Annotated in this window: 22 protein-coding genes, 1 tRNA gene and 1 pseudogene; 16 read left to right on the forward strand and 8 right to left on the reverse strand. The window is 48.1% G+C overall.

The features are described from left to right. Positions 1-144: 144 nt before the first annotated feature. On the forward strand, positions 145-561 hold the full coding sequence (locus C1T21_RS24440) for a hypothetical protein (protein WP_103050091.1): 417 nt from the start codon (positions 145-147) through the stop codon (positions 559-561). 222 nt (positions 562-783) lie between these two features. Here the strand turns inward: C1T21_RS24440 and C1T21_RS24445 are convergent, their stop codons facing one another. Continuing rightward, on the reverse strand, positions 784-1,911 hold the full coding sequence (locus C1T21_RS24445) for an SGNH/GDSL hydrolase family protein (protein ID WP_103050092.1): 1,128 nt from the start codon (positions 1,909-1,911) through the stop codon (positions 784-786). Positions 1,912-2,167: 256 nt separating this feature from the next. Beyond that, positions 2,168-2,881 carry a GT-D fold domain-containing glycosyltransferase gene (locus tag C1T21_RS24450; RefSeq protein WP_103050093.1) on the reverse strand — a complete coding sequence of 238 codons (714 nt, stop codon included), beginning with the start codon at positions 2,879-2,881 and terminating at the stop codon, positions 2,168-2,170. A gap of 215 nt (positions 2,882-3,096) precedes the next feature. On the opposite strand from C1T21_RS24450, the gene C1T21_RS24455 reads away from it, so the two are divergent. From C1T21_RS24455 to C1T21_RS24475, 5 genes are read left to right on the forward strand one after another with little or no spacing between them, the layout of a single operon-like run. Then, a complete protein-coding gene (locus tag C1T21_RS24455; protein ID WP_103050094.1) occupies positions 3,097-3,804 on the forward strand; it encodes a glycosyltransferase family A protein in 708 nt (235 codons plus the stop codon). Positions 3,805-3,823: 19 nt separating this feature from the next. Beyond that, positions 3,824-4,804 (forward strand): polysaccharide biosynthesis protein, encoded by a 981-nt coding sequence (locus tag C1T21_RS24460; RefSeq protein WP_103050095.1) that lies wholly within the window; start codon positions 3,824-3,826, stop codon positions 4,802-4,804. Between the two features lie 2 nt (positions 4,805-4,806). Further along, positions 4,807-6,156, forward strand: a complete 1,350-nt coding sequence (locus C1T21_RS24465) for a nucleotide sugar dehydrogenase (RefSeq protein ID WP_103050096.1) — start codon at positions 4,807-4,809, stop codon at positions 6,154-6,156. Then, on the forward strand, positions 6,149-7,024 hold the full coding sequence (locus tag C1T21_RS24470; RefSeq protein WP_103050097.1) for a class I SAM-dependent methyltransferase: 876 nt from the start codon (positions 6,149-6,151) through the stop codon (positions 7,022-7,024). Before C1T21_RS24465 ends, C1T21_RS24470 begins: the two co-directional genes overlap by 8 nt. Next, on the forward strand, positions 7,021-8,136 hold the full coding sequence (locus C1T21_RS24475; RefSeq protein WP_103050098.1) for a tetratricopeptide repeat-containing glycosyltransferase family 2 protein: 1,116 nt from the start codon (positions 7,021-7,023) through the stop codon (positions 8,134-8,136). Before C1T21_RS24470 ends, C1T21_RS24475 begins: the two co-directional genes overlap by 4 nt. Here the strand turns inward: C1T21_RS24475 and C1T21_RS24480 are convergent. Further along, positions 8,128-9,006 (reverse strand): DUF72 domain-containing protein, encoded by an 879-nt coding sequence (locus C1T21_RS24480; protein WP_103050099.1) that lies wholly within the window; start codon positions 9,004-9,006, stop codon positions 8,128-8,130. The genes C1T21_RS24475 and C1T21_RS24480 overlap by 9 nt on opposite strands. 339 nt (positions 9,007-9,345) lie before the next feature. Here C1T21_RS24480 and C1T21_RS24485 point away from each other — a divergent pair, with 339 nt between their 5' ends. From C1T21_RS24485 to C1T21_RS24505, 5 genes are all read left to right on the forward strand, one after another. Continuing rightward, positions 9,346-10,131, forward strand: a complete 786-nt coding sequence (locus C1T21_RS24485) for a class I SAM-dependent methyltransferase (protein WP_103050100.1) — start codon at positions 9,346-9,348, stop codon at positions 10,129-10,131. 22 nt (positions 10,132-10,153) lie between these two features. Next, positions 10,154-11,164: an MBL fold metallo-hydrolase gene (locus C1T21_RS24490; protein WP_103050101.1), complete on the forward strand. Its 1,011-nt coding sequence runs from the start codon at positions 10,154-10,156 to the stop codon at positions 11,162-11,164. A 75-nt stretch (positions 11,165-11,239) separates the two neighbouring features. Next, positions 11,240-11,875 (forward strand): NAD(P)-dependent oxidoreductase, encoded by a 636-nt coding sequence (locus tag C1T21_RS24495; RefSeq protein ID WP_103050102.1) that lies wholly within the window; start codon positions 11,240-11,242, stop codon positions 11,873-11,875. A gap of 225 nt (positions 11,876-12,100) precedes the next feature. Beyond that, positions 12,101-12,739, forward strand: a complete 639-nt coding sequence (locus C1T21_RS24500) for a TetR/AcrR family transcriptional regulator (protein WP_103050103.1) — start codon at positions 12,101-12,103, stop codon at positions 12,737-12,739. 105 nt (positions 12,740-12,844) lie between these two features. Then, entirely contained in the window at positions 12,845-13,636 is a 792-nt protein-coding gene (locus C1T21_RS24505; RefSeq protein ID WP_103050104.1) for an SDR family NAD(P)-dependent oxidoreductase, read from the forward strand. Positions 13,637-13,779: 143 nt separating this feature from the next. Here C1T21_RS24505 and C1T21_RS24510 read toward each other — a convergent pair whose 3' ends face one another. After that, a complete protein-coding gene (locus tag C1T21_RS24510) occupies positions 13,780-14,217 on the reverse strand; it encodes a GNAT family N-acetyltransferase (protein ID WP_103050105.1) in 438 nt (145 codons plus the stop codon). Between the two features lie 54 nt (positions 14,218-14,271). Beyond that, positions 14,272-14,829: a phosphatidylglycerophosphatase A family protein gene (locus C1T21_RS24515; RefSeq protein WP_023990028.1), complete on the reverse strand. Its 558-nt coding sequence runs from the start codon at positions 14,827-14,829 to the stop codon at positions 14,272-14,274. Between the two features lie 152 nt (positions 14,830-14,981). On the opposite strand from C1T21_RS24515, the gene C1T21_RS24520 reads away from it, so the two are divergent. The 3 genes from C1T21_RS24520 to C1T21_RS24530 all read left to right on the forward strand — a co-directional run bounded on the left by C1T21_RS24520 (position 14,982) and on the right by C1T21_RS24530 (position 17,526). After that, the gene (locus tag C1T21_RS24520) at positions 14,982-16,040 is read left to right on the forward strand and encodes a GerMN domain-containing protein (protein ID WP_103050106.1); all 1,059 of its coding nucleotides are present in this window, start codon (positions 14,982-14,984) and stop codon (positions 16,038-16,040) included. A 92-nt stretch (positions 16,041-16,132) separates the two neighbouring features. Continuing rightward, positions 16,133-16,894: a ribonuclease PH gene (gene rph, locus C1T21_RS24525; protein ID WP_103050107.1), complete on the forward strand. Its 762-nt coding sequence runs from the start codon at positions 16,133-16,135 to the stop codon at positions 16,892-16,894. Further along, positions 16,894-17,526, forward strand: coding sequence for an XTP/dITP diphosphatase (locus C1T21_RS24530; RefSeq protein WP_103050108.1), 633 nt, complete (start codon positions 16,894-16,896; stop codon positions 17,524-17,526). Before rph ends, C1T21_RS24530 begins: the two co-directional genes overlap by 1 nt. 169 nt (positions 17,527-17,695) lie before the next feature. Here the strand turns inward: C1T21_RS24530 and asnB are convergent, their stop codons facing one another. Next, on the reverse strand, positions 17,696-19,540 hold the full coding sequence (gene asnB / locus C1T21_RS24535; protein WP_103050109.1) for an asparagine synthase (glutamine-hydrolyzing): 1,845 nt from the start codon (positions 19,538-19,540) through the stop codon (positions 17,696-17,698). 163 nt (positions 19,541-19,703) lie between these two features. Here asnB and C1T21_RS24540 point away from each other — a divergent pair, with 163 nt between their 5' ends. Continuing rightward, the gene (locus C1T21_RS24540; protein ID WP_013311672.1) at positions 19,704-20,063 is read left to right on the forward strand and encodes a hypothetical protein; all 360 of its coding nucleotides are present in this window, start codon (positions 19,704-19,706) and stop codon (positions 20,061-20,063) included. Between the two features lie 319 nt (positions 20,064-20,382). Here the strand turns inward: C1T21_RS24540 and C1T21_RS24545 are convergent, their stop codons facing one another. Next, on the reverse strand, positions 20,383-20,676 hold the full coding sequence (locus C1T21_RS24545) for a magnetosome magnetite crystal formation protein family (protein WP_103050110.1): 294 nt from the start codon (positions 20,674-20,676) through the stop codon (positions 20,383-20,385). A 174-nt stretch (positions 20,677-20,850) separates the two neighbouring features. Here C1T21_RS24545 and C1T21_RS24550 point away from each other — a divergent pair. Beyond that, positions 20,851-20,924, forward strand: a tRNA-Arg gene (locus C1T21_RS24550). A gap of 206 nt (positions 20,925-21,130) precedes the next feature. On the opposite strand, the pseudogene C1T21_RS28365 reads toward C1T21_RS24550, so the two are convergent. Next, positions 21,131-22,047: pseudogene (locus C1T21_RS28365) on the reverse strand (IS256 family transposase); the annotation flags it as partial. Positions 22,048-22,253 lie beyond the last annotated feature (206 nt).

The following is a 22,253-nucleotide window of genomic DNA, read 5'->3' on the forward strand; positions in this document are numbered from 1 at the left end:
ACATATTCATTTCTGATATTTATAACATATGTATTTACTATCGGTTATTTTGAGCTGAATTGATAGATTTATTACTAATTTGTCCAATACGCTAAAGAATTTCTTGCATAGCATGGAGTATCTTGCAATTTGGAGGGATAAGGTATGGGTTTTTTTCTGGATATGAGAAGCTCCACCAATTCATCAAAAACAGGTGAGGGTCCCGATATACAGCTGGGTCCTATACCGGAGCGGTTCGGTTTGATCACCCTGCGAACCTTTCTTGTGCCGGGTCCGATTGTAACTTTTAGTGGTTCCATTGGTCTGATCGGTGAGCTTGGCGATACGTATGCGGTTGAAATCGTGCGTGGAGCCGACTATGATCCGAGCGAGGTAGTCTACCGCGCCGAGGGAGTACTGGGCGTGACTGGATCTAATGAAACGCAAGCTTTTAATGCACAGGATCTGTCCGCTCCCTGGGCAATACAAACAGTATATTCTTCTTATATTTCTGGTGTATCGACCACTGTTCGTAATGGTCCAGAGGTATTCACGGGTATTGCTTCGACTCCGTTTTTGTAAATATATCAGGTGAATATTTCTTTAGGAAATGCTCGCTGCCTGTTCGTGGTTCTCCTAGGATAGGCCGCTGCGCCCAAGCTTAACTAGCCACGAGCATAGACAGACATCTGCTGCAGACTCGTGGCTATAATTCTCAACAACAACACCCAGAGCACAAATGACCTAGTTGTTATAATTTCCTTTATGAGCGTGTACTAGAAAGTTGATTGTGCTTCTCGGATTCTATCTCTTTAGAATCTCTCGCAAATACACTGTCAACTCATCTGCTGCTTTGTCATGGGCGGAGAACCCGGGATGGCTGCGAGATCCTATCGTTTCTACCGTCGTGTTAGGCAGTTGGAATACCGACACATTCCGATCTCTCGTTCTTTTCTTGTACGCGTCTACCGCTCGGTAGATTGAGGGCATCATCGGAGTACCCAGCATCCCATAGGCCCACACAATATGGGCAGCAGGATTGCAGGTCCGAAGCTTAACAAGAAAATATTCGACAGCGCTTTCAAAAGCTTGTAAATCTTCTTCATTGAATGTGCCGTCCTCGTTCAAGCGTTGCTTGTACACTTTCCCGCTTGCTGGGTCCGTCCATGCAGGAGAATAAAAGGCTCCCCCGTCATTAGTCCCCAAATTCACTACGACCACGTCCGGCTGCCATGAGGTAAAATCATGATCTGAAAATGCCCCTAATGCTTCATTTCTCTCACCGGTCAGCACACCACACACCTGCTCATAATACGCTGGTATGTTCGCGTGCGGATTATTATCCCAGCTTGTTAGGACACCCCATCCGCTTTGTGATAACACTCGGTAGTCTGCATTCAGTGCTTCGGCTGTTATGGCTGTATAATTGCGTAGTGCTGTGAACAGCATGGGAACCCAGTCTGTCTCCTCCTTTGCTCCAATCGTTCCTTCTCCCGAGGTAATGCTGTCACCGATAAATTCCACCTTGAAGGGCTTATCAGTGACTGGCAGCAATTCCCCGTCCACCTTCAGGGCATGGATTTGCAACAAGCAGCGCGAGTCCGAACTCATAGGCTGGACATCCTTGACTATACGGACATTTTTGACCGTGTCAGGGTTCAATCCTCTCAAAAGACAGATCCAATGCCGTCCTGCGGTCACCATCAGGCGACTTATCGGGACACCATTGATGACAATACTGATCCAGGACTCATACACCTGGTAATCGGCCTCAATTTCAATCCACAGCTCTGAGCCTTTGATATTCAATTCAATGCCACTGCCTGTCCAAAACAGAGTAAGAGGTTTACGTGTTTGCGTAGTTCGACCATGAACCTTTACATGCTTTGCTTTAGCAAGTGGGTATGTCTTCAATCTCTTGTTATGTGACATTTTCGATATCCTCCTCATAATTTCTAAATGAATGCTAGTTTCTGTAATATTGTAAAAGAAGTGACAGGGAATCTCAAATTCTATTTCTAAACAAGCAAGGGTCCAAGGCTTAATATGGATTATTCTTTTCGATCATGGACTTAGGACAACATATGATATCAAAAAGCACCCGCAAATTGAAATTTGCGGGTGCTTTTTGATATACGGAGCAAAGATTACTTACTAAGTAGTTTTTTCACAAATATTATTTTATCTATTAATTAGCTTTGCCGAACATGACGATATTAATCGCCTTGCCGAAGTCTATACCTATTTTGCCAGTTAGCTCTGCTGTTTTTTGTGCTAACACGATTGCATTGACACCACAAGAGAACAGCGCAATATCGAAGTCATCTTTGTGTGCTGAGATCCATTGGAGTGTTTCAGGCATTTGTTCATATTGATGAAATGCCAGCGTGTGGGCGATATGCAGCCTGTACGGATCAGCCTCAAGAACAGGCTTTGCTTCAGCGGCCGTCCGGGTGACCAGCAGAATGCGTCGATTTTTCAGCATGTCCCAGAAAGCGGGTGTCTCAGCCAAATACCGATTCAGGCAGGCATGGCAGGTCAGCGCGGGGGAAAGAGCATAGTGAGCAAAGATCTGATCGGTCAGCTCCCGCTTCATATAGGATGGTGCTTTAATAGATTCGTCATCATATGGCAAAATGCCAGCGATGCTGGCTTTGTTTACTGCCTCAGCCACCGCGTCTCGCAGCTCCGTATTCGGCAGAAATAGTCCCTTTTGACCGAGATTGGCTTTGACCGCCCAACGTTCCTGTAACACCTTTTCCATCGGCCAGACGGTGTCCTGCGCCAACACCAAATTTTCACCATCTCCAATACGAATCAGCGAAAAGGGCTGGTGTTGATCGAGTGCCAGCTTCAAACGTTTCAGTACCTCGTCAATCTCCAGATACTTTGGATTAGTCATATCATGTTTCCTCCCTGTCGTTCCTGCTTGTTCAACTTTTCAAATAGAGCAAAAAACTTTGTATTCTATTATATGTCGAAAGCGAAAAGGTTTTTGTATGAACGGCTATTCTTTTTGGATTCTACCTATTTTTGCAAGAGTTGTTGCATTTGTACATGCCGTTTCAGGGGCGTCTTCATAACTTGAGAGAAGACGGTTGAAAGGGAGGAAGATACATGAATCGCAAGATTGTCATTGAAATTAATTTTAATAACTATGGGATGAATCCCAACCGCCTGACACGTGAGTGGATCAGCGAGCGACTGGATATATTCAGAACCTTTACACTGCGTAGTTTGCTCAGTCAGACGAATGCGGATTTCTTATCTGTCGTCAAGCTGGCGGGCGGATGCAGTGACATCGTGGAAGAGGAGCTGGCCAAACATGAGCCCATTCCCGACCACATTCGCTTTGGCACGAGCATCGAAAGCAAACGCCGTATTAATGCGTACATCGAAGGCGCGGACGAACTGCTCATTGCTCGAATAGATTCCGACGATTTGTATCACCAGTCATTTGTACAACAGTTGCATGATTACAAGTTTCAACCGGAGACAGTTGCGCTGGTGAACCAGATGGGTTACCTGTGGGATGCGGTTGAGGGGCAGATGGCACCGGTGTTTCACCGTTCGCCTTCCTTTTATGTGTTTCGCTATCAAGTGGAGGATTTTCTGAATGATTACCGTGTCGTCATTCCTGGGAAGGGCACGCACGGATATGTAACGGAGCTGCCGCATGAGGTCATTCCACTTCGCAACTATGTGAACGTCATCCATGCCGCAAATACTTCGGTGAAAAAAGTACCGGCGAAGGATCGGCTGTCAGAGAATGAAATGAATGCCGTACTGGCTGAATTTCTGGGAACAGGCATTGCCAATTCGTAACGGTCAGGAGGAGATTATATTGTTCAAAGGAAAAAAACTGCTGGTGACCGGAGGCACGGGATCTTGGGGACAACGCCTAACGGCTGAATTGCTGAAGGAGGGACCGGCGGAAATTCGTATTTTCTCACGCGGTGAATTTGCACAGATTGCCATGCAGCGGCAATTTCAATCTGATCCTCGGTTGAATTTCATTATTGGAGATATTCGGGATCTTCAGGCATTGCAGGAGGCATGTCGCGGGGTGGACTATGTATTCCATTTGGCGGCGTTAAAGCATGTTCCCGTGTGTGAGAGACAGCCGGAAGAGGCTTTCAAGACGAACGTACATGGTACGGAAAATGTGATTCGGGCCAGTATAGAGCAGGGAGTCGCCAAGGTAATTGATGTCTCTACAGACAAGGCGGTAGACCCGGTGAATGTATATGGCATGACGAAGGCGATAGGTGAGAGACTGATGATCCGCGCCAACGCTTTAAGTGAGCGTACTCGCTTTGTGTGTATTCGCGGCGGCAACGTGTTAGGGACGAGTGGAAGCGTCGTGCCCCTGTTCAAGCGCCAGATCGCGGAAGGACAGGATTTAACGCTGACGAGCCCAGATATGACACGCTTCTTCCTTACGCTCGGAGAGGCGATTGGCTTGCTGCTGAAGGCTTCTGTCACGGCGATTGGTGGAGAGACGCTAGTGATGAAAATGAAGGGCTGCAATATTGCGGATTTGGCAGAAGTAATGAAAGAACAGGCGGGTCAGCCTGGATTGAAAGTGAAGGAAATTGGTATACGTGGTGGGGAAAAGCTGCATGAGGTGCTGATTTCACCCTATGAGGTGCCGAACACGTATCGCTACGATGATCGTTATTTTGTTATTCTTCCCCAGCAAGCAGACAAGCGCTTACTGAGCCAATATGGTGGACTAGAACGGGTGAGCTTCGATCAATATCGCTCGGACGATGAGTTAATGGATCGTGCGGGAATTGCTGAGTTACTGCGAGGCATGGAGTAACGATGAAAGAGGTGGGTATTTTGCAGCTTATGGAAAAAATAACTAAAGGAACTGTAAAAGTTGCGGTGATCGGCCTCGGTTATGTAGGGCTGCCCATGGCAGTGGAAATGGCACAGGCTGGTTATGATGTATATGGTGTGGATTCCGATCCCGTCAAAGTAGCCAAGCTGCTTCAAGGAAAGTCGTACATCATAGACATTGGCGATGATGCATTGGAAGGTCTGATCGGGCAGCAATTGCATCCGGTTACGGATATCAAGGTGCTGGAGCATGCGGATATCGTCGTGATCTGTGTGCCTACGCCGCTGACGGACGGACATCAGCCGGATACGTCCTATATTGAAACGGCTATTGATCAGGCCATACCTCATTTGCGTAGACAAACACTGTTGATTCTGGAAAGCACCACCTATCCGGGAACGACCGAGGAACTGATTCGGCCGGTGATAGAGCAGCGTAGGGGCTGGACAGTAGGTAAGGATTTTTATGTGTGCTTTTCACCGGAGCGTGTTGATCCGGGCAGCGTTCATTTTAACATTCGCAACACACCCAAGGTGATCGGCGGTTGCACGCCGGATTGTCTGGCAGCAGGAGTAGGTTTTTATGGGTCCTTTTTGGAACAGATTGTTCCAGTCAGCTCGACAACCGTGGCGGAAGCCGCCAAGCTGTTCGAGAATACGTTCCGCAGCGTCAACATTGGAATGGTCAATGAGCTGACAGCCGCCTGTGAGAAAATTGGCATCAATATATGGGAGGTACTGGATGCAGCGGCAACCAAGCCATTCGGCTATATGCCTTTTTATCCGGGACCTGGGATCGGGGGGCACTGTATCCCGGTTGATCCGCTATACTTGTCATGGAAATCCGAGCAGCATGGTTTTCCACTGGAATTCGTGGACTTGGCAGATCGCATGAACCGGCGTATGCCGCTGTATATCGCGGAGCGAATTGAAGCCATGCTCGCTCAGAAAGGTAAAGCCATAAACAAAGCCAAAATTATTCTGGCAGGTGTGGCCTACAAAAAGGACATTGATGATGTTCGGGAATCCCCAGCTCTTGTCCTGTTTGAACATCTAATAAAAATGGGAGCTTCGGTGAGCTTCACCGACCCATATGTATCGAGCTTTAAGCTGAACGGTGAAGCAATCCCATCTCGAACGGCAAATGCCCAGCTATGGGAAAGTGCAGATATCGTAGTCATCACGACAGACCATTCTGTGGTGGATTACCAACAGCTGGTCGACCATGCCCCGCTGGTCTTCGATACACGTAATGCGACTGCACATTGTACGGGTGGACATGTTGTGATCTTGGGGCATCCCGGTGATGGAGGGGGCGCCGCTGTTGGCTAACCGTGATCAGGTAAATGAACGTTATTACGGGCAAATCAATTCGGAGGAGTCCCATGAAGCCACCCGCAATAGAATTCACTGGATTTGCCGCCATGTACAGGGCCATACCGTGCTGGATGTTGGGTGCAGTCAGGGGATAACGTCCATTTTGCTTGGGCGGGAAGGCTTTAAGGTAACGGCCATTGATTTGGAAGAGGGCAGCATTTCTTATGCAAAAAAAGAACTTCGACAGGAATCCGCACCCGTCCGGGGAAGAGTCCACTTTCAGTTAAAGGACATTTCACAATTTGAGCGTCCTCCCGGTGGATTTGACACCATTATTTTAGGGGAGATTTTGGAACATTTTGCGCATCCCGACACCCTGCTGGCTCATGCTTATCGCTTGTTGAATAAAAAAGGAACGCTCGTCTTGTCTGTACCTTATGGATACCATCCGTTTCATGATCACAAGCGGACTTACTATGCCGGGAGCCTCTCCCGTGTGTTGTATCCTTATTTTGATGAACAAGCGCTGGAGGTGCATCACAAATATTTGTGCTTTGCCGGCCGCAAGAAGTCGAAAGAACTGCGTGAGGCCAAACCAGGGGTAGAGCATCTGAATGAGTGGATGAAACTGGACGAGGATCAATTTCGACTGGTGGAGCAGCAGCATGTTCGCAAAATGAATCAGCGAAAGGCCGCACTCGATAAGGCGGTACAGCGAATCCGGCATATGGAGGAACAACTTTTGCCGTTGCAAAGGTATTCACGTGTCGAACAGCTAGACAAGACGCAGGCTGAAAGGAGAGGTGCATATACTGATGGCGAGTCTACCGGAAAAACGACGGCAGAATCAGCCAAAGGTAAAGGGGATGACGTGAAGTCATGACTGAGCATCTAATGACCATCAGCTTGTGCATGATCGTAAAGAACGAGGAGCAGACACTTGCACGCTGTCTGGATTCGGTCGCAGACCTGATGGATGAAATCATCATTGTGGACACGGGATCGACGGATCAGACGAAGACGATAGCAGCCCGATATACGGATCGGCTATATACGTTTGAATGGAGGGATGATTTTGCAGCCGCACGTAATGAATCGTTTGACAAGGCGACGTGTTCCTACATCATGTGGCTGGATGCGGACGATGTGCTGCTGGAGCCGGACCGTGAGCGCCTGCGTGCCTTGAAGCAGCGTTTGTCTAAGGATATCGACGCAGTGGTAATGCCACTTCATTTGGCAGAGGGGGAGCAGGGTGAACTGTTGTTCACCTCACGCCGTATCCGTCTCGTGAAGCGTGAGCGACAATACCGCTGGGAAGGGCGTCTGCATGAAGATCTGGTGATACCTCAGGGACAAATCGTGCATTCGGATGTGGCAGTAACTCACCGCCGAATGCAAGATCATACGCTCCGTAACCAACGTATTCTCGCCCGGTGGATCAGCGAAAGCGGCAAGCTGGAGGGGCGTCTGCTATATTTGCACGCCAATGAATGCTTTGACCGTAAAGAATATGCCGAGGCGGCAGAGGCGTTCAACCATCTGTTGGAGGAGCCGAGCGGCTACCGTGAGGATCGGATTACCGCTTGTGCGCGGTCGGCGGAATGCTATCTTCACCTCGGGAAGCCGGAGCAACAGCTGGATAGTCTGTTACGCTCCTTTCGATACGGTGTGCCGCAATCAGACTTGTGCTGCATGATCGGTGACTGGTTTTTCACAAGAAACGAATGGGGCACTGCCGCATACTGGTACGAAAAGGCATTGGAGCAACAGCATCACCTTCCGGGTATGCGACCTGTTCCACTACCATGCTACTCCTGGTTACCTCATGTGCGGCTTAGCCATTGCTATGCCCATGTAGGTCAGCTGGACGCTTCGTATGAGCATAACCAAACCGCTTTACGCTATTTACCTGACGACCCACATTTACTGGATAATGCACGCAAGCTCAAGGAGGCTATTTCTAACTCCCTACCCTCAGCTCATTCCTCAAAATAGTTCAAGCTGTTCCGGTCCGTTATCCTCTTCGGGTGGCTTGCGAAGGGGAAAAGGTTTAGGGTCCATGCCAAGCATGGTCATGAGCTGCTTGGCGTTAGCAGCGGCGTCTCCACCTGAATTGTTATTGAAAATAACACACACCTCACGGCTTTGCTGTTCCAGCTCCAGCAATCTGTCTCTCCATTCGGTCAATTCTTGTTCATTGTACCGATACAGATAACGAACCTCCCGCCAATTAGGCGCGGAGCTTTGATTCCAGCCCGATATGTTCCGTCCGTGGAGACGTACGACTGTCAGATTGCCGTCTGTAGCCAACGGCACAATGGGAACCGACCCCGATCCCGCCTGCGGCTCGTCGCATACGCTGTGTATCCAGCCTTCTTCACGCATGAATGCCAGCGTTTGTTTCCGAAAATCGGGTGTGAACCAGCTTTGATGTCTGAATTCAAGTACGGATGGGACCTCTCCCATCCTTTTTTTCGTGTCTCTCAATACAGCGACATTCTCACGTGTACAGTCGAACCAGGGTGGGTACTGAAACAGCACGGCTTTGAGCTTGCCCGCTTCGCGAAGAGGCTGTATAGATGCATGCAGTGCTTCGTACATGGCATCTATTGTTTTGAAGTAAGGCTGCTTGCCGCGGGTATGTCCAGTCATGCCTTGATAGGCTTTGATGAGAAATGAAAAAGAGTCAGGGGTTTCCGCCGCCCAGCGTGCCATACGATCTGTGGGCTGCACCGCATAGAAAGAACTATCCATCTCTACTACCGGAAAATGGCTTCCATAGACGCTTAGTTTTTGGTTAGCTTTGGTGCCGGTTGGATACAAGTCATCATGATCGCCCCAACCCGTAAGTCCAATTTGAATCATAACTTCCCCGCTCCTTTCTCTTATGAATACTTCTAAAGGCGTTCCCATGAATCATTTTAATGATAAAATGGGGTGAATCACATGAAGTTGGTATGAAGTTCCTATGAATATTTAAGCTCAAATGAATCCATTTCATAAATTATTAAACCATTTTGATCTATATGTACTCTTTATTAAAGCTACTGAAGTATTATGAAATGGATTCAAATAACGGTTATTGTAACATGTTTGTTGTTCAGGTTTTGTAAAATCCTTATTCGTAATGCTTTTGAGTTTCCAGTTTGAAAAAGCTAATATAGTATGTAATAGAGCGAAATGATTTCATGGAGGAGAAACGATATGGCAGAATGGTACGAGCAAAGCTTTGGGGAAGATTATTTATTGGTATACAAGCATCGCGACTTTCAGGGAGCCTATCAGGAAGTGCAGAAAATGATCTCCTGGCTCAAATTACCGCAAGGCTCCAGCGTATTGGATTTATGCTGTGGGATGGGACGTCATTCGCTTGCGCTCGCAGATGCAGGTTATAAGGTTACAGGTGTAGACCTTTCCAATGTGCTGCTGAGAGAGGCTCGTGCAGCTGATTCCGAAGGGCGGGTAAGTTGGCATCAAGGGGATATGAGAGAGGTGCCGCTGGATGAAAGCTATGACGCGGTGATGAATTTGTTCACCTCCTTCGGTTATTTTGAAAAGGATGAGGAGCAGCTTAAAGTGCTAAAGGAAATATATCGGCTGTTGAAGCCGGGAGGACGCTTTATCATAGATTATTTGAACCCTGCTTACGTAACCGCTCATTTGGTACCGCATTCGTCACGGGAGGATGAAGGGAATTGGATTGAGGAGCATCGGGTCATTGAAGATGGCTTTGTGAAAAAGCAAATTGCGATTCGGTCAGCCGCATCCGTTACGGCCACTGAGGCAGCCTCTGCTCTGAGCACGACTCCTACTGAGGGAGAACCTGCGCGCGTGTATCATGAACGAGTGAAGCTATATCCATATGAAAAGTTTCGTGGATTGCTAGAGCAAGCCGGACTATCTGTAGAGCAGGTACACGGAAGCTATAATGAAGATCAATATATCGAAGATGCTTCGCCTCGAATGATTTTTGTCGGCGTGCGGGCTTGAAACAGAAAGGCGGATGGAAGCCATGAAAATGCCAGAGCTTACACCGTGTGAGCGAATAGACGGAGGCTTTCAGGTCAAAATATCCATGTCCTTTCCGCTGCGCTGGGTGAATAGCTATGTGCTCAAGGGACAGCACGGTTTTACGATTGTAGACCCGGGGCCGCGCAATATGGACACTGAGGCAGAATGGGCGCATGTCTTCCAACAGCTGGGGATGTCCTTTGGGGATATCTCTGACATTGTGGTGACTCATCATCACCCCGATCATTACGGATTGGCGGGCTGGATGCAGCAGCAAAGTCAGGCTCGTGTACATATGTCAGCTCGAAGCCATAAGGAAGCGATGATGATGTGGGACGCTCCAGAATCGACGGTGGCTATGGAGAACAGGCTTCCCAGCTTTTTTGTCCAGCATGGCTTTCCTTTGGAGCAAGTGTCGGCCTTGGAATTACATATGCGGCAGGCATATTTGCAAGTGAATCCACAGCCTGAGATTACCGTTATTCCTACCGGAATGGACGCTCGTCTGGAATGGGGTGGACGCAGTTGGCTGCCCGTCGAGACAGGAGGACATGCGCCCGGACATGTGTCCTTATATGACCCGAATAGCGGCGTTATTCTCTGCGGTGACGCAGTTTTGCCGCAGATTTCTCCTAATATCAGTCTGCTGCCGGGCAGTGATGCCCAGCCGTTGAAGTCTTATGTAGACGGCTTGCAGCGTCTAGGCGAGCTGGAGGTAGCGTGGGCATATCCGGGGCACCGCAATCCGTTTGGTTATTTTCGGGAGCGGACGCAAGCGTTGCTGGCGCATCATGAAGAACGGCTGGATAAATTCCAGCAGCTGATCCAACCGGAGGGCAGCACAGCCTACGAGCTGTGCATTGCCATGTTCGGTGGCAAGCTGGGTATTCACCAGCTAAGGTTTGCCATGTCCGAGACGCTGGCTCATCTGGTGGAGCTGGTGCGCCGTGAACGGATCTCTATGAGCGAGACGGACCCAATCACGCGCTTCTATCCGCTTTGCCGTCAATAGTCGCGGAAAGTTATCCAACAAGTGACATGACGAAGCAACATGACTAGCGGCATTCATGCCGGAAAAGAGGATTTTATGAATTTGCTGCTGCTGGGAGCTACCGGACGCGTAGGACGGTATATATTAGATTATGCATTAGCGGACGGTCATGCCGTTACTGTCCTTGTTCGTTCACCGGACAAGCTGGAGGATTACGCACCCGGATACGGGAATCAGCTGCAAATCGTACAAGGCGATGCCACTAATGCAGAGGAAGTAGCACAAGCACTGAAGGGTGGGGCGACGGTTGTGATCAGTTCGCTGAATACAGATGGAACGACTACCTTATCCGTTAGTATAGGCCTGCTGATCCGGCTCATGCAGGAGCAGTCTATTTCCCGGCTCATTACGGTAGGAACGGCAGGGATTTTGCAAAGCCGGACCGAACCGGACCTGTATCGATATGAGTCCTCCGAGACCCGGCGACGCAGTACTCGTGCGGCCGAGGAACATCGGCGAGTGTACGAATTGCTACGTGAATCGGCACTAGACTGGACAATTGTATGTCCAACCTATCTGCCGGATGGAGCGCGGACAGGGATTTATCGTGTGGAAAAAGATTTTTTGCCTGAAGGCGGCTCACAAATTACCACCGCGGATACGGCTGATTTTACCTATCGTCAATGGAATAGCTACGAATTTATCCGTACACGGGTAGGCATTGCCTACTGATCGTGGAACGCCAAACATTGCTTCAGTTTTTAAGCATTCAACCAGAGCGCAGTAAGTGTACCTGCTTATTTTGCGTTCTTATTTTATTTGACAAACACGCTGGCTTGGAATACTATGATTCTTAACGGAAACACCGTTTCTTGAAAATCTTGTGTAGATCTCTTTAATTTATTATAGTAGCAACAAGCAACAGTTTTTAATAAGCAAAAGGAAGTGTATTCAATCATGTCCGAGCCATCGCATCCCTATAAAACCTATTCGGAAGTGAAGCTACAGCAGCAGCAATTGTTACGTAAAAATGTCATCGATGCCGCATGCATCCTTCTTGCGGAAGAAGGGCCAGAGGCCGTGACCGTGCGGCGAGTTGCGCAGAAATTAAGCTGTTCCACCAAGATCATTTACAGTATTTTTGGCAGTAAGGATGGTCTTGCCAATGAGATGTACCTGGATGGATGTCGGCTATTGGCTGAATCCTTCCAGCAAGTACCTGTTACCGAAAGCGTACTCGCTGATCTTGAAGCTCTATGCTGGGCGTACTGGGAATTTGCGCAGCTTCATTCAGCCTATTACAAAATGATGTTTGGCGGGGCGTTATCTGATTTCAAGCCGGATGAACAGAGCTTGGAGGGTACCACAACGGCATTGTCACGAATTCTGCACACCGTCACACACGCTATGGAGCTAGGGGCACTGAAAGAGCAAGATCCGCTGCTTGTTGTCCGAATGTTGTGGTCTGCTTTACATGGAGTCATACATCTTCAGTTTGCAGGTCATTTTTCAGATGTAGATATGGCTCAAGGAGTGTATGCATTTACACTGAAGAATACGCTCGTAGCATTTAAAGCATCCTCATCCCCATCGTAAATATGAAGTGTGCTGAGGTCGTCATAGTAGATGACTTCAGTTCATTATAGAGTAGTGGTAACAATGTTTCTAAAATAAAACAACGATACTATGGAGGTTATCATCATGTTTATGTACGCAAATAAAACAGCTCTGATCACAGGGGCTTCATCCGGGATTGGCGAGGCCTTTGCCTATTCGCTCGCAGCTAAGAAATGTAATCTCATTTTGGTAGCACGCAATGAAACCAAATTAGAGACGCTGGCTAAAGAACTCTCAGCTAAATATAACGTAAAAGCAACGGTGATTGCGATGGATCTTTCCACACCAGGAGCACCACAAGCATTGCATCAGGAGGTTCAAAAGCAACAGCTAAAGGTAGATCTCTTGATTAACAACGCCGGTTTTGCCACCTATGGATACTTTGAGCAGGTTTCAGGAGAACGACAGCATGAGGAAGTGATGCTCAATGTGGCTGCTTTAGTCGACATCACACATGCATTTATGCCTGATTTATTGCGTAAGCGGGATGGTGGATTAATCAATGTTTCTTCCACAGCTGCATTTCAGCCCGATCCTTATATGGCGGTGTATGGAGCAACCAAAGCATTTGTGCTTTCTTTTACTGAAGCGCTATGGGCCGAAAATCGGAAACGGGGGCTTAAAGTTCTGGCCCTTTGTCCAGGCTCAACAGAAACGCCTTTTTTTGATATTGTTGGCGCAAGTGAAGCGTCAGTTGGAATTAGGGAAACTCCCCAAACCGTTGTGAAGAACGCGTTGAGAGCATTTGAAAAGGGGCGTAGTCACATCATTTCCGGTCGCCAGAACTATTGGGTAGCTCAGGTGTCCCGGTTATTCTCTCGTCAATCCACGCTGGGAATTGTAGAACGTGCACTGCGTCCAAAAAATGGATTGTAATTTATGAATGAAGGTAATCTGGGCTTGAAATGTCAGGATTGCTAATCAATATGTTGTGAGTTTTATGCACCGGGTCTGATCGTTTCTAACTCGACTTGAATCAGACCCGGCGTTTCTATTTGTACAGAGCAAGCACTTAGACCCTATTCCAGCCCTCGGGAATATAGTAAAATTCCATCCCGTTTCTCCCAGCCGTTAGCTGACCAGAAGCGTTGACCCCCTGCGTTATGCTCCATTACAAACAGATGACATTTATCAATGCCTTCTCTCAGCAAAGCAGATAACGCCTTATCCACCAGTCTGGGCGCGATCCCTTGACCACGATGTGCTGTGGCTACACCCAGATGATACAAAAACCCCCTGCGACTATCGTGACCCGCTAAAATCGTGCCTATGATGTTTCCGTTGTACTCACAGACAAAGCTAAGTCCTTCGTTCCGTTGTAAAAAGCGTGCAATCCGCTCCGGTGAGTCGGCCTCGCTTAATCCCAATCCGTCTAAGCCATTCCAAAGGTCAATGGCCTGCTCATAATCGTCAGCCTGCATCGTACGGAATGTATATCCTTCAGTTACGTTTGCCATGTCTAGTTCTCCTCTAACCTTGTCTATATCTGTTGTATTCCAACGCGTTGTTGTTTAACGGGTTGTATTCGGTGCACTTTCTTCCCCAAGCTCCTGTTCGCGCTCTGCCTGTTTGCGATGGGCGATACGACTGCTGGCGGAAGCTGCAATAGCACCTACAATATCGTCCAGAAACGTATGGATCGGCCCAAGGCTTTTATCGTTCAGGCGTTCCAGCACACCCGGTTTGAGTTTATCAACATAACCGTAATTGGTAAATCCAATGCTACCGTACACATTTACGATGGAGAAGGCCAGAATCTCATCCACCCCGTATAATCCCTCATCATTCTCAATCATGTCCTGCAATGGGGGCAGAAGAGCGCCCTGTTCGGCAAGGATATCCAGTTGGATGCCCGTGAGCACGGCATTTTGAACCTCGCGCTTCATCAGCACCTTATCCACATTCTCCATACATTCTTCCATCGTTAGGGTCGGGTAATATTTTTTTTGTAAAAGCATGACCAGTTCTGCAATTTCAGTCAGGTTTACACCACGCTTGTGCAGCAACTCGCGGGTGGCATCGGCTACCTTTTTACTATTCAGGCTGTATGGTGCTTTTTTCTTGTCCATAAAGTTGAAATTCCCCTCCTCGTATAGATCCTGATTTCTACTGCAATTATGACCAGTGTGTCCAGTCTGCTGAAAAAGTAGTTATTTTTTACGCGGGGCTCGTATACATATTAGTACAATCTGTACAAAATTGTTAGGGAGGAACTTCACTTATGAATATAAAACACCCATGGCGTATGACCTCTGTAGCTGGACTGCTATCCCTACCCCTGTTGTTGTCAGGCTGCAGCCTTTTCGGCAACGAATCGGCATCCATTGACCCCCCGCCGTCTACGACAGAGCAGTCCATGATTAAGGCTGTAACCGGAAAAGCACCGGCCAGTACAGGGCAACTGAGGGCTGTTTTTTTGCAAGATCATAACGGTTTGCTGGCCCCGGTATCTTTACCGATTGCTACAGGTGATGTGCAGGCAGATGCTAAGTCAGCGCTGGAAACATTGGTTGAAGGCGGGCCGTATGCTGGATTATTACCAGAGGGATTTAAAGGGGTAATCCCCCAGGGTACGGAAGTGAAAAGTGTGACAGTGGACAAGAACAACAAGCTGGCTGTTGTCGAATTCAACAAATCTTTCGCCAACTATAAGCCACAGGAAGAGCGCAAATTAATGGAGAGCTTGACCTGGACCCTGACCGACCGTCCCGATATTGAGAGCGTACAGATCTGGGTGGAGGGCAAAAAGCTGAACGAAATGCCTGTTGGCGGCACACCACTGGATCATCCGTTGACGCGTGCAGTAGGTATTAATCTGGAGATTGGTCATGGCGTGACACCCCTGGATTCCAGTCCAGTCACTGTGTATTTCTCTTCATCTTCTCCTGCTGGAGTTCAATACTATGTACCTGTAACACGGTTGGTTAGCCCTGAAAAAGATCGTGTCCAGTCAGCGCTGCATCAATTGATTCAAGGGCCGCAGACCAAAGATGGGTTACAAGAAGTGATGACAGGGGAGACGGCGCTGAAATCGGTAGAACGCTCCAAAGATAACGTCATTACGGTATCTCTCTCAGATGATATGTTTGCTAAAGGAGAAGCGGTGCCTGCTGAATTTTTGGAATCGGTTGTGCTGACAGCGGCAGACAATTCAGATGATGCGGTCAAAACAAAAATTCGGATTGAACTGAATGGTGAAAAAAGCGTGATTGGACAAAATAATCAAAATTATGGAGAGCCTGTAGCCAAGCCGCAACATATTAACGAAATCCCTCTTTAAGGGCGGGAATCGTCCTTGGGGTGCTTTTGCCTGCACACTTTGGTAAAATAAACATATAAGAACAGGTTGCATACGACGTAGGAGGAAAAAGCATGAGTAGATCTAACGGACGAAACGGTGATGAGCTGCGCCCGATGAAATTGACAGCAGGAGTAAATAAATATGCGGAGGGCTCTGTTTTTATAGAGGTTGGCGAGACGAAAGTCATTTGCACGGCTACTGTAGAAGAACGCGTACCTCCCTTTATGAAGGGACAAGGAAAAGGCTGGGTGACCGCAGAGTATTCCATGCTTCCGCGTGCGACTCATAGCCGTAATCAGCGTGAAGCTGCGCGTGGCAAGCTGACAGGCCGTACCATGGAAATTCAGCGTCTGATTGGAAGAGCGTTGCGTTCAGTGGTCAATTTACAGGCGCTTGGTGAACGGACGATTACGTTGGATTGTGACGTCATTCAGGCGGACGGTGGAACACGCACAACCTCAATTACCGGTTCTTTCGTAGCGTTGGCGATTGCGGTCAATAAAATTGCCACCCAGCACAAGCTGCCTGTTTTTCCAATTACCGATTTCCTGGCTTCCGTCAGCGTAGGGGTTGTTGGTGAAAAAGCGTTGCTGGATCTGAACTATGAAGAGGATTCCAAGGCCAAAGTGGACATGAATCTTGTCATGACTGGCAGTGGAAAATATGTTGAGCTGCAAGGTACAGGTGAAGAAAGCCCATTTGACCGTAACGAATTGGATCAACTGCTTAGCTTGGGCGAACAAGGGATTCTGCAAATGATTGAGCGCCAAAAAGAAGTGCTTGGATCGATTGCTGATAAGATCGGTGCTGGACGTACAGGAGCTGGCGCCTAATGCGGCTGGATGGCCCGGTCGTCATTGTCGCTACGAAAAATAAAGGAAAGGTGCGGGAATTTGCGCATGCCTTTGCGCCGTTTGGCAAGGAAGTCAGAAGCATGTACGATTATCCCGACATTCCTGATGTCGTTGAAGATGGCAAAACCTTTGCCGAAAATGCACTGAAAAAAGCTAAAGCGGTTGGAGATGTCCTCGGATTGCCCGTACTGGCCGATGATTCCGGCCTCTGCGTGGACTTGCTGGACGGTGCGCCGGGGGTATACTCTGCCCGTTATGCTGGAGAAGGTGCCAGCGATCACGAAAATAATATTAAGCTGCTTGACGTTCTGGAATCGAAGCAAATGGGTGATGATACGGGACAGCCTTTGCTAAGCCCGGCTCAATTCGTCTGTACCTTGATTCTATATAATCCGCAGACTGGCGAGACGTTGGAATCGACAGGCTCTGTGGAGGGCTGGATTACTACTGAAACCGCCGGCAGCGGCGGGTTTGGGTATGATCCGCTGTTTTATTTGCCAGAGTTTGAAAAGACAATGGCCGAGCTGACGTTGGAACAAAAGCAGGCTATCAGTCACCGAGGGATAGCTCTCCGTGATTTGGCAACAAAGCTGCGTAATCCACAGGCATAGCATTGGTAACAGGGGCGAAATCATCCCCCATCACATAACGAAAAAAAAGGCTATCCGTCAGTCATGAGCTGCGGATAGCCTTTTTGGTACTTTCTGTTCCCCATATAGTACACAGCGAAAAATTGCCGCAACCGCTTAGAAGCTCTATTGCTTCAGCATTCAGTGTAGCTTATCGAATAGCTACCTTGTAAGTGCGCAACCAGTTATCCACTTGAGCCAAGTAGGCAAACAACTGGGGACCCGACATCAGCTGACCAAACCAAGGCAGATTGGTGGATGCCTCCGGTGAGGCGGCAATATCGCGTACCTTTTGCGCATCGATCAGCTTGAGCAGTGGGGAAGAGGAATCATCCAGTAGCTGCAGCGCCTGCTTTTTCACAGCCTCAAGATAGGAAGGGTTATGCGTTTTGGGATATGGGCTTTTTTTGCGATACAGCACATCATCCAGCAATACGCCCTCTAGCGCCTTGCGCAAAATACCTTTTTCACGTCCGCCTGTCATCTTGATACTCCACGGAATGTTCCATACATATTGTACCAATCGATGATCGCAATACGGCACCCGCACTTCGAGTCCGGCTCCCATACTCATTCGATCCTTGCGATCCAGTAGAGTAGGCATAAAGCGGGTGATGTTCAAATAGGACATGACGCGCATTTGCGCAGCTTTTCCTGTTTCCCCCGGTAGCTTCGGCACTTCTCCTACTGCTTCTGAGTAGCGATCGTTCAAATACTCCAGCGGCTTGATCCAGTCACGCACCTCGGGAGACAACAGACTGGCTCTCATATCGGGTGCAACTGCCCACGGGAATGTACCTGAATTCAGCATATCCTCCCGGTGGAACCAAGGATATCCGCCAAAAACTTCATCCGCAGCCTCGCCGGAAATAGCGACCGTAGCTCCTTTTTTAATCTCCCGGCAAAAGAGATACAGCGACGAATCCACGTCCGCCATTCCGGGTAAATCCCGCGTTAGCGTGGAGTTGTTCAGAGCTGCTACGACTTCTGGCGTATCGAATTCAATCCAGTGATGATTTGTCCCTAATTCATCGACCATCCGCTGAATCCAGGGGGCATCGGCTCCGGGTTGAAACGCATGGGCTTTAAAATGCTTGTCGTTATCCACATAATCGACCGAATACGTATGAACTTGTCCCTGCCCGGTACGTTTGTAATAATCGACAGCTAATGCGGATAGAGCGCTTGAATCCAGCCCGCCAGACAATAAGGTGCAGACTGGAACATCCGAAATGAGCTGCCGCTCCACCGTATCCAGCAACAGTTCTCGTACCTTAAGTGCTGTTTCTTCGGTGTTATCCTCATGCGCAATGCTTTCCAGTGTCCAGTAGGCTTGAATGCGCACGCCGTCGCGGCTGTAGGTTAGCGTATGCCCGGGGCGTAGCTCCTTCATGGACGAATAGACGCCGTGTCCGGGGGTACGTGCAGGCCCGATGATAAAAATTTCGGCCAATCCCTCGGCGTCTACTGCTGCCTCTACCGCTGGATGCTGGAGCAGTGCTTTGGGTTCTGAGCCAAATACGAATACTTCTTCGGTCTGGCTATAAAATAACGGCTTCACTCCCAGCCGATCCCGTGCCAGAAATACCTGCTCCCGCTCACTATCCCAGACCGCAAACGCAAAAATGCCGTTTAACCGATCCACACATTCGGGGCCCCATTCGATATAGGATTCGAGCAGCACCTCCGTGTCGCATTGTGTACGGAAAAAATGCCCGCGCTGTTGCAGCTCTTTTTTCAGCTCAGGCGCGTTATATATTTCCCCGTTATATACAATCGTATAAGTGATATCCTCTAGCTGCCGGATCATGGGCTGAGCGCCATTTTCCGGGTCCATAACGCTCAGTCTTCGGTGTCCGAAGGCACACGGGTTGGATATCCAGGTACCCGCAGCATCCGGTCCGCGATCAGAGAGCGTCTGTGTCATATTCAGCAGCAGCTCAGATTGATGCATTAAGTCTCCGTTCCACTGTATGAAACCTGTAATTCCGCACATGTCTGTTCATCCTCTCTTTGTCGTGTTCATCCAGTGTTGGAATGAATCAAAAACTAAATCCCCAGTTCATCAGTATATATGCCGAAATGAAGCATAAAATGTCTGTCCGTTCCGAAAACTACAGATGGGGCAACCCGTCTACTCGCAAGGAAGGAGGGAGACCATGTACTACATCAAGGATGCCAAAATACGCCGCTTCACTGAACTTGACGGAGTGCGCTGCGCTGAGGTAGAGGTGCGGCCCGGTGCCGCAGATGACCCGGAACTGCTGGTCTATATCACGGCCAAGGATCAGACGGATGGTCAGCATGACTATGACATGGTACGGATCATCCGCAATGACGCCGATCTGGAGCTGGATTGGTACGACAATAATCTGCATTCGGCATTTGAGGAAGTGACAGACAAGGCTTTTACCGACTCTACACACATTACTGCTGGTGAGGAGCGAGAGAAGTTTAAAAAAGAACTGCTCTCCTACGGGCAGCTCAGCACAGAGTTCGCCAAGGAGTTCGGGGCATGAGGATATGGTGTGCTATGCCTCGGCTTTTGTTAATTTGGGCCCCGGCGCCATCGCCGGATCAGCGTGAAAGGAGGGGGAAATCATAGACGGCAAAGCGAATTATAAGAAAAATAAAGGCAGCAGTTATATTCATAACAATGAGTTCGCGGAAGAAGTGCTGGAGAAAAACGTAAGACATGAAGTACGGAGAAGTCCTAAACGCTTTGGGAATAAATAAGCAGCCATTGAACCAAATAGCAACAGCAACTCATCAAAAATGACCCTAAAGAAGCCTCCGTATCCCGCCAAATTAGCGGTATGTAGGAGGCTTCTTTTTGAACTAAGCCGCTTCACGCAGCGTCATAATCCCTTTGTAGATGTTATAAACAAAAACCCCGAGATAGACCACTACGAATAGCAGCACAAAACCGATCACTGAACCTGCATGATTCGCCGTAATAATAAAATACACTAGCGGAATTGCCGCAATAATGGGGAAAATATGCGATAAAATAGCTTTTTTTGCATATCCCTGAACATATTCGTCCCGTACTGCAATCCACACAATGACAGGCACTAGAAAAGGTGCGAAGAAAATGCTGAAATAACAAAGTGACGACAAAAGACCTCTCACAGATTAACCCCTCCTTTATGCATGGTTCTTTGTACATAATACCCCGTTAGCGTCCAAATGATTCCTTTTGCAGCCCACTTCCCTATATCATAAAAAAATGCTTTTGACAGTTGCCCGAAATGTGATATAATAATCAATGCGCTGAATACATAAGGTTTTATTGATCACCATCTTGTCCCAGTAGCTCAGCTGGATAGAGCAACGGCCTTCTAAGCCGTCGGTCGGGGGTTCGAATCCCTCCTGGGACGTAATTAAATCAGTCACAAACCGTTGATAAATGGATTTGTGAGAAATTAGGGCTTCGGTCAGGGCTTCGGTCACTGATGCAGAATCCCTTTTTTTTATATTACGGATTGTCAAGCTAAGTGGGACAGTTCCTCTGAAAAGGAGGGTCTGTCAAAAGTTTTGTGAAAACTCTTTTAGGCACAGATTCCCCCGAGGGGGAAGTAGCGATTTATCGCAAGTGTTGACCGACCCGATCGGGGAAAAAGACCGACATCTGGAGCAACATTTGGCCTCAGTTTTGGACACGACCTGTCCATTTTTGAGTGACGTCGATGGTAGCCATATAGAGCATCTTAAGTAAGGCTTCATCGGTAGGAAGGATGCTTCTTCCTTTCGTCACCTTAAGAAGTTGGCGATGGTAACTCTCAATCCTATTGGTGGTGTAGATGAGTCTGCGAATCTCTAGCGGGTATTTAAAAAAGGTAGCGAGCTCATCCCAATGGGTTCGCCAAGAACGGATAATAAGGGGATATTTGGCTCCACAGACCTGCTCAAAACGGTCGAGTTTAAGTAAGGCGCCTTCTTCGGTAGCTGCCTTGTAAATGGGCTTTAAGTCGGCAGTTACTTTCTTAATATCCTTGTACGAAACTACCGAGTGGAGCTACGGATTTGGCGAATGACACACTTTTGGATTTCAGTTTGGGATAGCAGACTGCAATTGCCTGAGAGAACCCGAACAAGTTATCCACGCAGATAATGAGAATGTCTTGAACTCCACGATTCTTGAGTTCATTCAGCACACTCAGCCAGAATTGAGGACTCATTTTCACCAATCCACATGCCTAGCACATCCTTGTTTCCGTCCAAATCGATGCCAATGACCATGTAGGCGGCCTTGTTGATCATGGCCCCGTCTTGTTTGACCTTGAAGTGGGTGGCATCCAGATAGACGACTGCATAAACACCTTGAAGAGGCCGATTCTGCCATTCTTTAATGAGAGGGACAATCTTATTTGTAACATTGGAAATAAGCGTAAGAGACACTTCAATACCATACATCTGTCCTAAATGATCCTGAATTTCTCTGGTACTGATGCCTTTGGCATACAGAGCAATGATTTGCTCTTCGATGCCAGTTACGTTCGATATCTTGTGTAGTGATTAAGTTGTTCACCTTAATAAATTTCCGAAGTTGCTCCTTTGACCAAAGTCCTATGTGTTTCTCTAACCTTCCCTTACTTCCATTTTAATGGGTTTGAGAGTTTACACAATATATTTTACAGACTCGCTCTGAACACATACTACGACTAAAATTTCGAAACGATAAGCTTTATTGAAATGTTTGTTCTCCT

Origin of the sequence: Paenibacillus sp. F4, from assembly GCF_002894905.1 — a bacterium.
Taxonomy (GTDB): Bacteria; Bacillota; Bacilli; order Paenibacillales; family Paenibacillaceae; genus Paenibacillus; species Paenibacillus polymyxa_B.

Coding starts and splice junctions, on each gene's coding strand:
- C1T21_RS24530 (WP_103050108.1), top strand. CDS start 16,894: ATGCGGCTGGATGGCCCGGTCGTCATTGTCGCTACGAAAAATAAAGGA.
- C1T21_RS24475 (WP_103050098.1), top strand. CDS start 7,021: ATGACTGAGCATCTAATGACCATCAGCTTGTGCATGATCGTAAAGAAC.
- C1T21_RS24440 (WP_103050091.1), top strand. CDS start 145: ATGGGTTTTTTTCTGGATATGAGAAGCTCCACCAATTCATCAAAAACA.
- C1T21_RS24485 (WP_103050100.1), top strand. CDS start 9,346: ATGGCAGAATGGTACGAGCAAAGCTTTGGGGAAGATTATTTATTGGTA.
- C1T21_RS24480 (WP_103050099.1), bottom strand. CDS start 9,006: ATGATTCAAATTGGACTTACGGGTTGGGGCGATCATGATGACTTGTAT.
- C1T21_RS24515 (WP_023990028.1), bottom strand. CDS start 14,829: ATGGACAAGAAAAAAGCACCATACAGCCTGAATAGTAAAAAGGTAGCC.
- C1T21_RS24450 (WP_103050093.1), bottom strand. CDS start 2,881: ATGACTAATCCAAAGTATCTGGAGATTGACGAGGTACTGAAACGTTTG.
- C1T21_RS24490 (WP_103050101.1), top strand. CDS start 10,154: ATGAAAATGCCAGAGCTTACACCGTGTGAGCGAATAGACGGAGGCTTT.
- asnB (WP_103050109.1), bottom strand. CDS start 19,540: ATGTGCGGAATTACAGGTTTCATACAGTGGAACGGAGACTTAATGCAT.
- C1T21_RS24500 (WP_103050103.1), top strand. CDS start 12,101: ATGTCCGAGCCATCGCATCCCTATAAAACCTATTCGGAAGTGAAGCTA.
- C1T21_RS24510 (WP_103050105.1), bottom strand. CDS start 14,217: ATGGCAAACGTAACTGAAGGATATACATTCCGTACGATGCAGGCTGAC.
- rph (WP_103050107.1), top strand. CDS start 16,133: ATGAGTAGATCTAACGGACGAAACGGTGATGAGCTGCGCCCGATGAAA.
- C1T21_RS24445 (WP_103050092.1), bottom strand. CDS start 1,911: ATGTCACATAACAAGAGATTGAAGACATACCCACTTGCTAAAGCAAAG.
- C1T21_RS24455 (WP_103050094.1), top strand. CDS start 3,097: ATGAATCGCAAGATTGTCATTGAAATTAATTTTAATAACTATGGGATG.
- C1T21_RS24540 (WP_013311672.1), top strand. CDS start 19,704: ATGTACTACATCAAGGATGCCAAAATACGCCGCTTCACTGAACTTGAC.
- C1T21_RS24465 (WP_103050096.1), top strand. CDS start 4,807: ATGAAAGAGGTGGGTATTTTGCAGCTTATGGAAAAAATAACTAAAGGA.
- C1T21_RS24495 (WP_103050102.1), top strand. CDS start 11,240: ATGAATTTGCTGCTGCTGGGAGCTACCGGACGCGTAGGACGGTATATA.
- C1T21_RS24505 (WP_103050104.1), top strand. CDS start 12,845: ATGTTTATGTACGCAAATAAAACAGCTCTGATCACAGGGGCTTCATCC.
- C1T21_RS24520 (WP_103050106.1), top strand. CDS start 14,982: ATGAATATAAAACACCCATGGCGTATGACCTCTGTAGCTGGACTGCTA.